This is a genomic window from Bacteriovorax sp. HI3 (assembly GCF_059738875.1).
The window spans coordinates 321768-335684 of record NZ_AP026946.1; the positions used below are offsets into that span (position 1 = coordinate 321768).

The window sequence follows — 13917 nt, forward strand, 5'->3', positions numbered from 1 at the left end:
GAATAAGGGAATAAAAAGGGATCGGGCTTTACCGTTGCGGGACAGCGTTGGAATCTCACCAAACTTCACTACTTCTTATTCTTCATTGAGCTTGCCTCTATTATAGGGAAAGGAGGACACTTTACAATAAAAATGAGGGGCCTTAGACTTTTTAAATGAAGTTTTATTGTTTCATTTTTATTCTGGCCCTTTCAATTAAGGCCCACGCTGCCGATTGTGAAGCAGCCAGACCACTTAAGGTTTATAAACCAGCTTACGCTGAATATTTCACCATTGCTTACTATGATAACTATAAAATTGTAGATGCAGGAAAGGCGCCTTCGCTTGAGCGCTATATTGTTGCAGACGCTCCACTCAAATGTGAAACGAATCTGGCGGTGCTGACATCTAAAACAAAAAGATTTGTTTCCTCTTCAACGACACATTTATATTTTCTCTCGGCCTTTAATCTCGAGCACACTTTAGTTGGGTTTCAAGGAAGCCGTTATATCTTTAACGACAAAATTAGGTCGCAAAAAATTAAAGAGATTAATTACCAAATGAATCCTGAAGAGCTTTTTTCTCTTAAACCTGACCTGGTCATGGCCTATTCTGCCAATGCAGGAGTGGAGAGAGTAAAACAATTAAGAAAGTTAAAAATCCCCATTGTTCTTAATTATGACTTTGAAGAAAAACATCCTTTGGCGAGAGCTGAGTGGATTGTTTTTGAAGCTGTCTTTTTTGAAAAAGATAAAGAGGCCCAAGAGCTCTTTAATAAAATCAAAACAAGTTACAATGAATTTAAAAAGCAAGCTATTGGGCTTAAAAAATCCAAAATCCTGGTTGGCGATATTCAAAGTGGAAAATGGTCTACATGTGGTGGCACGAGTGACCTAGCGATCATTATCAATGATGCCGGAGGAGAGCTTCTGCTAAAGAGCGATAGTAACCAGACTCAGTATGTCTCTCTGGAAAAAGTTTTAAAGATCAATGAAAGACCAGACTTCTGGTTTTCACAGAATACTTGGGAAGATGCTAAGGGCATGAGAAAAGACTCGCGCTATAAAAAATTCCAGGATGTTCCTCTCTTTAATAATACAAAACTTATAAATCAGTATGGCTTTAGTGATTTCTGGGAAACAGGTGTGGCCCGTCCTGATCTTCTTATTAAAGATTTCTTTGCAATAATGCATCCTTCTCAATTGCCCAATGAAAAAACAATCTGGTATAAGGAGCTGAAATGAACAGCAGACCCTTAGTCACCATTTTTAGTTTTTTTCTGATCACCGTGCTTTTAGCTGCGATCCTTTTGGTTTATGGAGAGGCCGGATTTAATGTCCAAGACGATTTGCTTTTATGGCAGCTACGCTTTCCTAAGATTATCGTGGCCCTTATGGCCGGAGGAATGCTTGCCGGATCAGGACTTCTCTTACAAGTGTTTTTCCAAAACCCATTAGCGGGACCTGATCTTTTAGGAATCAACGCCGGTTCGTGTTTAGGTGTGGCCATCGCTATTATGGGGGCTTCATTTTTACCAGCGGGAATTGCGCCTTTTAGTCAGACGCTGATGGCGATGTTGGGTGCTTTGAGTGTTTTCCTTCTTTTAACTTTTTTAGTCAGAAAGAATATTAACCGCATCAGTCTTTTGATTCTTGGGCTTTTAATTGCAAGTTTTACGGCAAGCTTTATCAGTGTGCTAGTGAATATGACTCCAAGTCTTCAGGTAAAAAACTTCTTAATGTGGTCGATGGGAAGTTTTCAGGGAGTGGCAATTGAAGAGCTTCCATATTTTGTTGGCTTTGGACTTCTAGGGTTAGTTTTCCTGGCCATTCTTCCAAAGGGGCTTAACCAATTTATTATCGGCGAAAACTATGCTCGTAGCATGGGTGTAGACGTAAAACGCTTTAAAACAATTCTCATTTTAGTGTGTTCATTTTTAGTGGCCATCGTCACTGCTTACTGTGGCCCGATTGGGTTTATTGGAATCATTGCTCCTCACATTGCCCGCACTTTTATGAAAAGAAGTGATATCCGCCTGGTGATGCCAGCGGTGTTTTTTGTCGGAAGTTCTCTGGCACTTTTCACGGAATTAATTCTTATTTTTACCAGTGAATACTCACTGGCAACAAATTCCATTTTAGGTTTAATCGGTGCTCCGGTGATTGCTCTCTATCTTTACCGCGACAGGAGAGTTGTATGATTACATTTAACAATCTCTCGGTTGGCTTTAACCATAAAACAGTTCTGGCCGAACTTACAGGAGAGCTGAGAAAAGGGGACTTGATTGCCCTCATGGGAATCAATGGCGTAGGGAAGAGCTGCTTTTTAAAAACGATTACGGGTTTAAATCCGCTTATTAAAGGCGAGCTGTCTTTAGATGAAAAACCTTTTTCAACTTATTCTGAATTAGACCTCGCCAAAAAAATCTCAGTGGTCTTAACCGATAGGGTTCAGGTCGATTATTTACGCGTTTCTGAGCTCATTATGCTGGGCAGATCTCCTTACACTAACTTCTGGGGAGAAGTTGCAGCAGAAGACAAAGCTGCTGTAAATGACATCATTAAAATGCTTAATATCGAATCTATTACCGACAGGTTTTTTTCTGATTTAAGTGACGGACAAAAACAAAGAGCACTGCTTGCGCGCGCACTGGTGCAGACTCCGGATTACTTGTTCTTAGATGAGCCAACAACTTATTTAGATATTCCTTCAAAGATTGAATTGATGAAAATTTTAAGATCGGTGAGCCTGGATAAATGCGTCGGTGTGCTTTTTAGCACCCATGATCTAAGCTTGGTTGAAAATATCGTTGATCAAATCTGGCTGGTTGATTCCCAAGGTGTGCTTCATAAAAAAAGCCCCGAGGAAATGAATCGCTCGGGGCTTTTGGCTAAGAATTTTAATCTTTAAATTTGTACTAACGTTACATCAATGGTTCTTTCTTTTCCGTCTCTGACGATTTTCACTTTTACTTTATCGCCAATTTTATATTTGTTAACTGTCGAATAAAGATCGTCGTAGCTTTTAATTGAATCAGAGTTGATTCCAACAATAATGTCACCAATGTAGTACTGGCCGAAACGATCGCGAGTGATTCCTTGAAGTCCTGCCTTTGAAGCTGGACCTTTTGGATCGACAAATTTCACCATGACACCTTCGCGCAGACCAAAGCGGGCAGCGTAGTAATCTTCAAGAATAGCGACTCCAAGACCAGGGCGAATGACACGTCCGTATTGAATGATTTGTGGAACGATGTCTTTGATAATTGCTACAGGAATAGCAAAACCAAGACCAGCAGAAGCCCCAGCTCCTCCGGCATTGTAAATCATCGCGTTCATTCCAATCAGTCTTCCTTGAGAATCAAGCAGAGCTCCACCAGAGTTACCTGGGTTAATCGAAGCATCTGTCTGAATCATTCCGTTGATGGAAACGCCACCAAAACCTTTAATCTTTCTTCCAAGAGCAGAAACAGATCCAGTGGTTAGTGTGTGATCAAGTCCAAGTGGATTTCCGATCGCCAGAGTTTTTTGTCCAACCAGCAATGTTCTTGAGTCACCTGGGACGATTGGTTTTAAATTTTTTGGAAGCTCAAGTAATTTTAAAACAGCGATATCGTTTTTTGGATCGCCACCAACTAGCTTTGCTTTGTATTGTTTCTGGTCTTCCCTAAAGGCCACAGTGAAAGAGTCTCCACCATCGACAACGTGATAGTTAGTGACGATGTGTCCAGTTGTGTCCCAAACAAGTCCCGAGCCCATTCCGGCCTGAACTTCGGTAGCGTCCATATCAAACATGGCGCGGGTTTTTTTTAAATTGGAAACGTTGACGACAGAATCGGCCGTATTTTGGAAAACGCTAATAGAATTTTTTTCGTTGTCCAGAAGCATGGCCGCTTCTTTTTTGGCATTTTGCTGTGAATACGCAGGGACAGCTAAAGCCATAGTTAGAACAACTAAAAGACTTAACTTACGCATGAACTCCTCCTTGCATGGAATGTACTCTATAGATATAATCCCGGAAGGCATTTTGAGCAAGGGGTTAAGGTGGAAATTAAGTTTTACAACCGCGTAACGGGTAAAGTAGATCACGAAATGGTTTATGGAGATAAATTTATTGAGTGGCTTTACGAATCTCCAAGTGGAAAAGGCCTTTCTCACCTTGTTTGCAAAGCGCCAATCAGTAAATTTTATGGGGCCTTACAAGACTTACCTTTAAGTCAGCAAAAAGTTGCACCGTTTATTAAAAAATTCCAGATTCAAATGGATGATTACCTTCCTGAAGACGGAAGAACTGAACAATCTCCTTACTCAACTTTTAATCAGTTTTTTATCCGCCGTTTTCGCCCAGGAAAGCGTCCAATTGTAGAGAATCCATCTGAGATGGCAGCTTTTAGTGAAGCCCGTTATTACGGCTATGAGAGTGTTCTGGATAACGAAACTGTTCCTGTCAAAGGGCACAACTTAAAACCAAAAGCGTTAATCGCTAACAGCAAATGGGAATCGACTTTTGAAGACGGGCCACTACTTTTAGCCAGGCTTTGCCCGGTAGATTATCACCGCTACCATTTCCCTGATGATGGAAAAATTGTCGATGATTACCGCGTCTCTGGGCTTTACCACTCAGTAAATCCATTAGCGCTAAAATCAAAAGAAGATATTCTGATCACGAATGAAAGACACGTCACGATTCTTGAAACAAAGAATTTCGGAAAACTAGCCTACATTGAAGTAGGAGCAATCTGTGTCGGAAAAATCATCCAGTCAAAACCTTTAGATAAAGGTAGAGAGTTCGCTCGCGGAGAGGAAAAAGGTTATTTCCTTTTTGGTGGCTCAACAGTGATTGTCGTTGGTGAAAAAGGAAAATGGAAACCAAGCGCAGACATTCTGGCCAATACTAAAAAAGGAATGGAGACCTATCTTCATTTAGGAATGAGTGTCGCTGACCGTTGCTAAAAGCGGGTAGTGGTCAGAGGGAAAGAGTCCCTCAGCGCTTGTTGTTTTTACCAGACGGATATCTTCGCAACTAAAACTCTTCGGAATTAAAATCCAATCAATGCGATCGCCTTCAGGCATTTTATCACCGAGGAAACTATGATGACTGGTTTCCTCGGGAAGTTTCTTTTCTTTCCACGGATCTTTTAAATTAAAACTTTTAACTAGAGTATCCTGAAGTGCTGTTGTTGGTGATTCATTAAAATCCCCCATAATAATCACCTCGCGCGAGCTTTGCGATTTGATCTCTTTGATCAGGACTTCAATTTGCTGTTGCCTGGTCTCACTCTTAACGTGATCCAGGTGGGTATTGATGATGATCATCTGGTGGCCATTTTCAAGAAAAGTTACATCTGCCCAAGTGCAAAGCCTGGGGAACATACTTTGGAAAGAACTCGATCCCGGGGTATGAGGGGTTTCCGAAAGCCAAATGTCTCCGGATTTTTCAACTTTCACCGTTTTGGGATTCACAAACAGACACGGGTACATGCGCTCATCAATCCAGTTTCTGTGAGAGTCCACTAAAACAAGTTCAGGAAGGGCATCGTCTAATTCTTTTAGTTGCCCAATTCTGCCTTCCTGAGTTCCCAAAATGTCCGGTTTAAAATCCTGGTAGAGTTTTACCAAAAGAGGCATGCGGGCTTCCCAGTTGTGGACTCCATCAGCGGGATTGGAAAAACGAATGTTGGACGAGAGTATTTTGAGTTTCATAAATTGTTCTTATTTTAGAACAGAACATTCTTATATGAGAACATGATTCTCTCTCAAGGCCCCTCCTTATGGCCTGATTTCATGACGTTATCCCATCAAAAGCCTTGGCACACCCCCTGCTTTAGGAGTCAGGCAAAAAGGGAGGGACAATGGACTTACAGAAAACGATTTTAAATCAGTATGTGCTTTTAAATGGCAAACCAACTTTAAAGAAAATTTCCGAGGACACTGGGATTCAAATCACCCGAGTTTTCAGGCTTTTTAACGGCAGCACGATGAAGCTTTCGGAGTACCAGATTTTTAATAAAAAAGTGAAAGAGAAAATGGGATTAACTGATGGAATTGAGGCGATTGCCTTTGAATGCTCACTTCGTTTAAGCCCGGATGCCATCAAGGATTTGGAGCAATTCCTAAAAAGAAAACTGGAAGTTTGGAAACTCATTCAGGTTCAGAAATCGGCCACTTCCGACACATTAACAGCTTAATTAACGCACGGGGGGAAATACAATGAGCGACGGACTTTTAATGATTGAAAGAATGGTGATTGAATCGCTTTCTAAAAAGGAAAAGAACATCCAAGAGATTGAAATTGATACGAATTTAAGCCATGGATTGTTGTTAAACATTCTGCCGAATTTACTCATGAGGAACATGGTTCGTTATCGAAGTGGGATTTATTCCATCGATAAAGACCATTGTTTCGAATGGTTAAGTGAAGTGAATAGGAAAGAAAACGTCAAAGAAGAGGCCCGAGAAATCTTCTCTTCTTTAGTGAATCAGTATTTTAAAAAAGAAACTCAGCCTTCTTCTCAAAATGGGCCACAACTTAAAATCCAAAAGGTCTGGTTAACAAGAGAAGAGGAGTTGATTCTAAAATCCCATATGGCAACGCTGGAAGGTTTTTTCAATGGAGTGAAAGAGGCGAGAAAATACCATCCTCAGAGGGAAAAAACCTGTGAACAGCGTGTAGTGGTCTGGGGATTATCTCACTACTCGGATTTAATTGAGGGAGTTTTGCAGGCAGTTTAGATTAAAATATTTTTAACTTTTTTAAGAAAGACAGTTGACTTCGATACAGCAAAAGTAATATAAATTTAGTAATCATTATTGTGCACGGTAACACGTCATCATCTAAACGAAACTTAGGAGATTTGAGATGAAAAAATTATTAGTTCTTGCTCTTGTTGTATCTGCTGTATCTTTCGGTTGCTCAAAAAAAGAAGAAGCAACTACTACTGAAACTGCACCAGCTGCTACTACTGAAGCTGCTCCAGCTACTGAAGCTCCAGCTACAGAAGCTGCTCCAACTGCAGAAGCTGCACCAGCTGCAGAAGCTGCTCCAGCTGCAGAAGCTGCTCCAGCTCACTAATTAGTTATTAACCACTCGTAAGAGTGTTTTACTAATATAAAAAAGGCTCCGAAAGGGGCCTTTTTTATTTCTACCGGTTCAAACTTTTTTTAATCTTATCCTACGTATCCATGTGTCTTCAGCATGTCTTCTACTAAGTCCAAAAACCTATGATCGATGTCTTTGTTCTCAGGAGATTCTTCACAGCATTGAAGATAGCCGAGCATTTTTTGAAATGAGGTTGTGCGGTTTTGCTCTGTAAGCCAGTCATTGAAAAAAGTAACGGCCGCAAGCCATGCCCCAAGAGAATAGTTGGAATGATCGACCACTTTAAAAAAAAGATCGATGCCAGGAATACCCACCGGACGCTCTTTGCTGTCTTGGTATAAAAGTTTCACCATGAGTTCAGTTTGAGGAATGGTTGCAGCACCTTTGGTTAAGCGAATCAGGTTTCTATCAGAGAGAAATTTTTCTGGAACCGTCTGGCGGGCGTAATCGAGTGTCTTTCGCCAGTCTTCACCTTTTTCAGTGATAACGTCTTCCAAAGTCCTGAATATTTTTTTCGGCGGATTATTTTGGTTCATATCCTAAATTGGGCGCAAGCCACTTCTCGACATAAGTGCGAGATTCATTTTTTCTTTTTGCGTAGTCTTCACTTTGATCTTCACCGATGCTTCCTACATTAAAGTAGCGGGCCTCTGGGTGATTGAAATAGAAACCAGAAACAGAGCTTGGCGGATTCATCGCAAAGTTTTCTGTTAATGTAACGCCTGTAAGTTCGTTAGCGTTTAAAAGATTCCACAGGATTTCTTTTTCAGTGTGATCAGGACAAGCTGGGTAACCTGGTGCCGGGCGGACTCCACGGTATTTTTCTTTGATCAAGTCTTCGTTGGATAAATTTTCATTTAACCCATAGCCGAAGATATCGCGGACTTTTTTATGCGCTAGCTCTGCCAGGGCCTCAGCTAAACGATCACCAATGGCCTTGACCATGATTGATGAGTAGTCGTCTTGCTTGTCCTGGAAGGTTTTAGCAAAAGCTTCAACTTCATGACCTGCGGTGACCACAAAGCCGCCAAAATAGTCGTTGTGACCTTCTGGTGCGATAAAATCAGCCAGGCAGTAGTAGACTCCATCGTCACCGATTTTTTCTTTTTGTTGACGCAGGAAATGGAGAGTTGTGTTGTTATTCACAATCACATCATCACCTTGTGAAAAGGCCTTAAAAATACCGATGGCCACTTTCGGTGAGAAGATTTTTTCTTTTACAATTTTGTTGAGCAGAACTTGAGCATCATGGAAAAGTTTTTGAGCTTCTTGCCCATACGTCGCATGGCCAAGGATTTTTGGGTAAGTCCCTTTTAGTTCCCACGTCCAGAAGAACGGAGACCAGTCGATATAAGGGACAACTTCTTCTAGTGAAATATCCAGAGTGAAAACACCGACGCGAGAAGGTTTTGCAATCTCAACTTGTTCCCAGTTTGTTTTAAATGAATGAGCACGCGCTTCTTCTAAAGAGATCAGTTCATTGTCTTGAGACTGATTGGCATGTCTCTCTCTGATTTTTTGGAAGCTTTCGTTTAGGTTTTTTACATATTCACCACGGCGCTCTGGGGACAGGAGATTTGTACACACTTCAATAACTAGTGAAGCATCACCAACGTGAGCGATGGGAGAATTGTAGTGTGGAGAGATCTTAATGGCCGTGTGGGCCTTAGAGGTTGTCGCTCCACCAATAAGAAGTGGAGTCTTAAATCCCTGGCGTTCCATTTCTTTCGCCACGTGGATCATTTCATCAAGTGAAGGAGTGATCAGACCCGAAAGACCAATGATGTCAGCTTTGTTTTCAATCGCCACATCGAGGATCTTTTGAGCTGAAACCATAACACCCAGATCGATAACTTTATAACCGTTACACGCTAAAACAACACCAACGATATTTTTTCCGATGTCGTGAACGTCACCTTTAACAGTCGCGATAACAAAGACACCTTGCTCGCGTACATTTTTGTTTTCCAGTTTTTCTTGCTCCATAAATGGTTCAAGATAGGCCACGGCTTTTTTCATAACACGCGCCGATTTAACAACCTGAGGAAGGAACATTTTCCCGGCCCCAAAAAGCTCACCGACAACTTTCATCCCGTCCATTAAAGGACCTTCAATAACATTGAGCGGGCGACCGAATTTTTTGCGCGCCTCTTCTGTGTCTTCTTCAATGTATTGGTCTAAACCTTTCACCATCGAATAAGAGATGCGCTCTTCTAAAGGGAAGTTGCGCCATTCATCGACTTTGGTTTCGGTTTTATCAGATTTTTGATTTTTTAATTTTTCTGCCAGCTCCAAAAGCTCTTCTGTGGCGTGTGGGTGAAGATTGAGAACAACCGCTTCACACTTTGCTTTTAGTTCCGGATCAATTTCATCGTACACAGCTAGCATTCCGGCGTTGACGATCCCCATGTCTAATCCCGCTTTGATGGCGTGAAATAAAAACACAGAGTGAATAGCTTCGCGGACAATATTGTTTCCTCTAAAAGAGAAAGACAAGTTAGAAACCCCACCGCTGGTTAAAGCACCTGGGCAAACTTTTTTAATTTCTCTCACGGCTTCAATGAAATTGACTCCGTAAGAATTGTGCTCCTCGATTCCTGTGGCCACCGTTAAGATGTTGGCGTCGAAGATAATATCGCATGGATCGAAATCCAGCTTAGTGACAAGTAAGTCATAAGCACGTTTACAGATACTGACTTTTTCTTCTTTTGTTGCCGCTTGACCTTTTTCATCGAAGGCCATGATAACAACAGCTGCTCCGTAGCGCTGGATAAGGCGAGCTTGCTCTAAGAATTTAGCTTCACCTTCTTTAAGTGAAATTGAGTTAACAATTGCTTTTCCTTGAAGACATTTTAATCCTGCTTCAAGAACTTCCCATTTTGAAGAATCGATCATGATAGGAACGCGGGCAATATCTGGTTCACTGGCCACAAGATTCAAAAAGTGAGTCATGCATGCTTTTGAATCAAGAAGACCTTCATCAAAGTTGATATCGATAATGTTTGCTCCGTTTTCCACTTGCTGGCGGGCGACAGAGAGACCTTCGTCGAAATTTCCTGCTTTGATAAGTTTGGCGAATAAAGGAGAGCCGGTGACGTTTGTGCGTTCACCGACCATATAAAAGGGATTGTTGTGTGTAAGTTCAATTGTAAATGGTTCTAACCCAGAAAGCCTAGTGGCTTTTTTGATTTCTGCTCTTTTTCTCGGCTTTTTCGTCTGACATTTATTAACAATGGCAGCAATGTGATCTGGAGTTGTTCCACAACACCCACCCAGGATATTGATAAATCCACTATCGACGAATTCACCAACGAACTTGGCAGTCATCAGAGGTGTTTCATCGTAACCGGTAGGAGAAAGTGGGTTAGGAAGACCGGCATTCGGGTAACAACTCACAAAACAGTCAGCAATATTCGAAAGCTCTTCTAGGTATGGGCGCATTTCTTTAGCACCAAGAGCGCAGTTGAGTCCGACAGAAAGAGGTCTTGCGTGACGAACAGAGTTCCAGAAGGCCTCTACTGTTTGTCCTGAAAGAGTTCTTCCGCTGGCATCAGTGATTGTCACCGATAACATCAGAGGAAGTTTAGTCTGGATTTCTTCCTGGTATTTTTCAATGGCAAAGATCGCCGCTTTTAAATTGAGAGTGTCAAAAGTTGTTTCCGGCAGAAGAATGTCAGCTCCACCTTCAATTAGTGCTTTTGTTTGCTCATAGTAGTCCTCTACTAACTCATCAAAAGTCACAGCACGGAAGGCCGGGTTATTTACATCAGGAGAAAGAGAGAGCGTTCTGTTCGTTGGCCCTAGAGCACCAGCAACATAACATTTCTTTCCTGGATTTTTGGCCATGAAATCATCGCAAGCTTTTTTGGCCAGCTTGGCCGATTCATAGTTTAGCTTGTAGACGATATGTTCAAGATCGTAATCTTTTTGTGCGATCTTTGTTCCTGAGAACGTGTTGGTTTCGATAATATCGGCCCCACCTTCCAGGTATTTCATGTGAATGGCATAAATGACATCTGGGCGAGTTAAGCTTAAAAGATCGTTGTTTCCTTTTAAGTCGCCAGCATGGTCTTCGAAGTGACCTTTTCTAAAGTCTTCTTCTTTTAGTTTGTAAGTTTGGATCATGGTTCCCATAGCGCCATCGAGAAATAGAATTCTCTCTTGCAGGGTCTTCTCAAGTTCAATCAGCGTAGGGTGTTTTTTCATAACTTACTTTTGGAATTTTTTAACGATATCTACAACAGTGTTAGTGTCATTCATAATGTAGAAGTGAACGCATGGGGCGCCTCCCTCTAAAAGACCTTGAACTTGTTTTGAAGCCCATTCTTTTCCGATATGGGTAACGTTCTTCTGGTCTTTGGTGACAGCTTCCACCAGTTCATCTGGTAAATCAATATAGAAGTTTTTAGGGATACTCACCAGCTGAGTCGTGTTCTTTAGAACTTTGATTCCCGGAATAATTGGCACAGTGATGCCGGCAGCGCGGGCCTCTTTAACAAACTCAAAATAGTGTTTGTTATCAAAGAACATTTGGGTCACGACATAATCAGCGCCTGCATCAACCTTTCTTTTAAGGTTGATTAGGTCGAGTTTTAAATTTGGAGCTTCAAAGTGCTTCTCTGGGTATCCAGCGACACCGATGCAGAAATCAAACTTTGAACCACCTTCAATTTCATCCAGGAACTTGCCGCTATTAAGGGCCTTGACTTGTTCAACCAGATCCGAAGCATAGTAATTAGCACTTCGGCTTTTAGAGATTTCTTTTTTATAATTTGGTCCGTCGCCGCGAAGAGCGAGGATGTTATGAATACCCAAGAAATTTAGTTCGAGAAGAGCATCTTCTGTCTCTTCTTTTGAAAACCCCAGGCAAAGCAAGTGAACAACTGTGTCAATCTGAAAGCGGTTTTGGATAATTCCACAAATGCCGATTGTCCCAGGACGCTTTTTATAAATCTTTCTTTCAATTGTTCCGTCTTCTTTTTCATTGTAATAAGCAGAAGAGGAATGAGCCGTAACATCAATCCATGCGGGATGAACGGGTTTTAATGCTTCAACGATATCGATGATATCTTGAACAGATCTTCCTCTCGGAGGAGGAACGATCTCATAACTAAACAATGGGTTTTTTGCGCGCTCTAAGTGTTCAGTGACTTTCATAGAGCCTTATTATAGCAGGAATTATTGACTTGTGATAGAAAAAGGCTCCAATTATACTTAAATTAAGTATGAGTGATTGGTATCAAATCGAGAGTAATTCTTTAATCGTCCAAGTGACGAGTCTTGGCGCAGAAATGAAGCGTCTTTTCTCCAGAGATTGGCATCGCGAGCTTTTATGGCTTGGTGATGAAAGAAACTGGAAGCGTTCTGCTCCTGTCTTATTTCCTATTGTCGGTAAACTTAAGGATGATGAGTATTATCTTCAAGGCAAAACCTTTAAAATGCCTCAACATGGCTTTGCCAGAGATTACGAGTTTAAGTGTACTGAATGTGGAGCTTCGGAAATTGAATTTCTTTTAGTGGCCACGCAAGAAACATTTAATCAGTACCCCTTCTGTTTTGAATTGCGAGTCCGCTACAAAGTGGAAGGTTCAAAAGTCATTATTTCTTATTTTGTAAAAAACGACGATCGTCAGGATATTTATTTTTCCATTGGAGCACATCCTGCTTTTGAAACAAACGTATTAACAAACTACGAAATCCGTTTTGAAAAAGAAGAAAAAGAGTATTTTCGCGTGGAAAATGGCCTGGTCAACTTGACGAGACCTTTTGGGCTAAATGCTCAAAGCATCCAGTTGGAAAAGGGTTTGTTTGCCGATGATGCATTGATTTTTAAAAAGGTTAAATCAAAGTTTGTTGAGCTTATTGATAAAAAGAGAAATGAGATTATCCGCGTTCATTCTCACACTCCTTTTTTAGGAGTTTGGGGGAAAGGTGATGTGCCTTTTGTCTGTATTGAACCGTGGTATGGTGTATGTGATTCTGTTGATAGTGATAAGAATTTTGAAACTAAGAATGGTCTTATCACTCTTGGGGCCGGGGAGATTTTTGGGTTTTCTTATTCTATTGAGATGGCCTATTTGGAAGAAACGGATCCATTGAGGAAAAAGAAATGAGTTTTCTTATCCCGCTTATTAAAAGGGGAGCTTCGGCTTCCTCTGAAGACAATGTCCTTTGGAACGAAGGCAAAGTTTTTATTATGGATAACCATAGACTGGCACTTTGGTGCTGGTTTCAAAAGATGCAGAAAGGGAAAAAGTATAATCTTTTGCATATCGATGCTCATCCGGATATGAGTGAGTCAGCGCTCAAGCACTTCAATCATGATTTATGGTCGATGAGTTTGAATGAATATCGAACAACTTGGCAAGACGATATAAATATGCCGCTTTTTAGGTGGGATAATTATATTGAAATTTTTTTGCAGAGATATCCTGAGTTGGTAGGAAAGACCGTTTCGGCGACCCATAAAGTTGGGCAGGATAAAACTTTAAATGAAGATATTGGAGCGTATTATCTGCAAAAATATCTTGAAGATGTTTTTGGAGGATCTCGCTACGTTAATGATCTGCCTTGGATTGTAAATCTTGATCTGGACTATTTTTTTTCAGCGGCTCCGCAAAAGACAATGCTTTTTAGTCATTCTTATTTGGAAAGTTTGTCTCATTCTATTCAGCAAGGTCTTGAAAGTGGGATAGTGGATGTTGTTACAATTTCACTTAGTCCTGAATGCTGCGGAAGTTGGAAGAAAGCAGAAGAGGTGCTGACGTTTTTTTCCAGTTGCCGGTTGTAATAAATTTCATTTGCTCTAGAACACAATTGTTGAAATCAAGAATTTGAGAA

Annotated in this window: 14 protein-coding genes and 1 riboswitch; of the genes, 9 read left to right on the plus strand and 5 right to left on the minus strand. The window is 41.1% G+C overall.

Annotated features, from left to right (window positions below; genetic code table 11):
* Positions 1 to 7: 7 nt before the first annotated feature.
* Positions 8 to 82, minus strand: a riboswitch (adenosylcobalamin-variant (AdoCbl-variant) riboswitch).
* A 73-nt stretch (positions 83 to 155) separates the two neighbouring features.
* The 3 genes from AC6JA8_RS01500 to AC6JA8_RS01510 are packed head-to-tail and all read left to right on the plus strand — an operon-like array spanning position 156 to position 2889.
* Entirely contained in the window at positions 156 to 1223 is a 1068-nt protein-coding gene (locus AC6JA8_RS01500; protein ID WP_497975446.1) for an ABC transporter substrate-binding protein, read from the plus strand.
* Positions 1220 to 2179, plus strand: coding sequence for a FecCD family ABC transporter permease (locus tag AC6JA8_RS01505; RefSeq protein ID WP_497975447.1), 960 nt, complete (start codon positions 1220 to 1222; stop codon positions 2177 to 2179). The genes AC6JA8_RS01500 and AC6JA8_RS01505 overlap by 4 nt, the downstream gene beginning before the upstream one ends.
* Positions 2176 to 2889, plus strand: coding sequence for an ABC transporter ATP-binding protein (locus AC6JA8_RS01510; protein ID WP_497975448.1), 714 nt, complete (start codon positions 2176 to 2178; stop codon positions 2887 to 2889). The genes AC6JA8_RS01505 and AC6JA8_RS01510 overlap by 4 nt, the downstream gene beginning before the upstream one ends.
* Here AC6JA8_RS01510 and AC6JA8_RS01515 read toward each other — a convergent pair.
* Entirely contained in the window at positions 2886 to 3953 is a 1068-nt protein-coding gene (locus AC6JA8_RS01515; protein ID WP_497975449.1) for a S1C family serine protease, read from the minus strand. The two genes, AC6JA8_RS01510 and AC6JA8_RS01515, sit on opposite strands and share 4 nt — an antisense overlap.
* A gap of 69 nt (positions 3954 to 4022) precedes the next feature.
* On the opposite strand from AC6JA8_RS01515, the gene AC6JA8_RS01520 reads away from it, so the two are divergent.
* The gene (locus AC6JA8_RS01520; RefSeq protein WP_497975450.1) at positions 4023 to 4931 is read left to right on the plus strand and encodes a phosphatidylserine decarboxylase; all 909 of its coding nucleotides are present in this window, start codon (positions 4023 to 4025) and stop codon (positions 4929 to 4931) included.
* On the opposite strand, the gene AC6JA8_RS01525 is transcribed toward AC6JA8_RS01520, so the two are convergent.
* Positions 4902 to 5681 (minus strand): endonuclease/exonuclease/phosphatase family protein, encoded by a 780-nt coding sequence (locus AC6JA8_RS01525; RefSeq protein ID WP_497975451.1) that lies wholly within the window; start codon positions 5679 to 5681, stop codon positions 4902 to 4904. The genes AC6JA8_RS01520 and AC6JA8_RS01525 overlap by 30 nt on opposite strands.
* A gap of 149 nt (positions 5682 to 5830) precedes the next feature.
* Here AC6JA8_RS01525 and AC6JA8_RS01530 point away from each other — a divergent pair, with 149 nt between their 5' ends.
* From AC6JA8_RS01530 to AC6JA8_RS01540, 3 genes are all read left to right on the plus strand, one after another.
* The gene (locus AC6JA8_RS01530; RefSeq protein ID WP_497975452.1) at positions 5831 to 6166 is read left to right on the plus strand and encodes a hypothetical protein; all 336 of its coding nucleotides are present in this window, start codon (positions 5831 to 5833) and stop codon (positions 6164 to 6166) included.
* A 22-nt stretch (positions 6167 to 6188) separates the two neighbouring features.
* Positions 6189 to 6710: a hypothetical protein gene (locus tag AC6JA8_RS01535; RefSeq protein WP_497975453.1), complete on the plus strand. Its 522-nt coding sequence runs from the start codon at positions 6189 to 6191 to the stop codon at positions 6708 to 6710.
* A 127-nt stretch (positions 6711 to 6837) separates the two neighbouring features.
* Complete coding sequence (locus AC6JA8_RS01540) at positions 6838 to 7050, plus strand: hypothetical protein (RefSeq protein ID WP_158649518.1); 213 nt, start codon at positions 6838 to 6840, stop codon at positions 7048 to 7050.
* A gap of 95 nt (positions 7051 to 7145) precedes the next feature.
* Here AC6JA8_RS01540 and AC6JA8_RS01545 read toward each other — a convergent pair whose 3' ends face one another.
* The 3 genes from AC6JA8_RS01545 to AC6JA8_RS01555 are packed head-to-tail and all read right to left on the minus strand — an operon-like array spanning position 7146 to position 12234.
* Positions 7146 to 7613: a hypothetical protein gene (locus AC6JA8_RS01545; protein WP_497975454.1), complete on the minus strand. Its 468-nt coding sequence runs from the start codon at positions 7611 to 7613 to the stop codon at positions 7146 to 7148.
* Positions 7600 to 11283 carry a methionine synthase gene (gene metH, locus AC6JA8_RS01550; RefSeq protein ID WP_497975455.1) on the minus strand — a complete coding sequence of 1228 codons (3684 nt, stop codon included), beginning with the start codon at positions 11281 to 11283 and terminating at the stop codon, positions 7600 to 7602. The genes AC6JA8_RS01545 and metH overlap by 14 nt, the downstream gene beginning before the upstream one ends.
* Before the next feature lie 3 nt (positions 11284 to 11286).
* Positions 11287 to 12234, minus strand: a complete 948-nt coding sequence (locus AC6JA8_RS01555) for a methylenetetrahydrofolate reductase (protein ID WP_497975456.1) — start codon at positions 12232 to 12234, stop codon at positions 11287 to 11289.
* A gap of 68 nt (positions 12235 to 12302) precedes the next feature.
* Between AC6JA8_RS01555 and AC6JA8_RS01560 the strand changes: the two genes are divergently transcribed.
* Positions 12303 to 13190: an aldose 1-epimerase family protein gene (locus AC6JA8_RS01560; protein ID WP_497975457.1), complete on the plus strand. Its 888-nt coding sequence runs from the start codon at positions 12303 to 12305 to the stop codon at positions 13188 to 13190.
* Positions 13187 to 13867, plus strand: coding sequence for a peptide arginase family protein (locus AC6JA8_RS01565; RefSeq protein ID WP_497975458.1), 681 nt, complete (start codon positions 13187 to 13189; stop codon positions 13865 to 13867). Before AC6JA8_RS01560 ends, AC6JA8_RS01565 begins: the two co-directional genes overlap by 4 nt.
* The last annotated feature ends 50 nt before the right edge of the window (positions 13868 to 13917 follow it).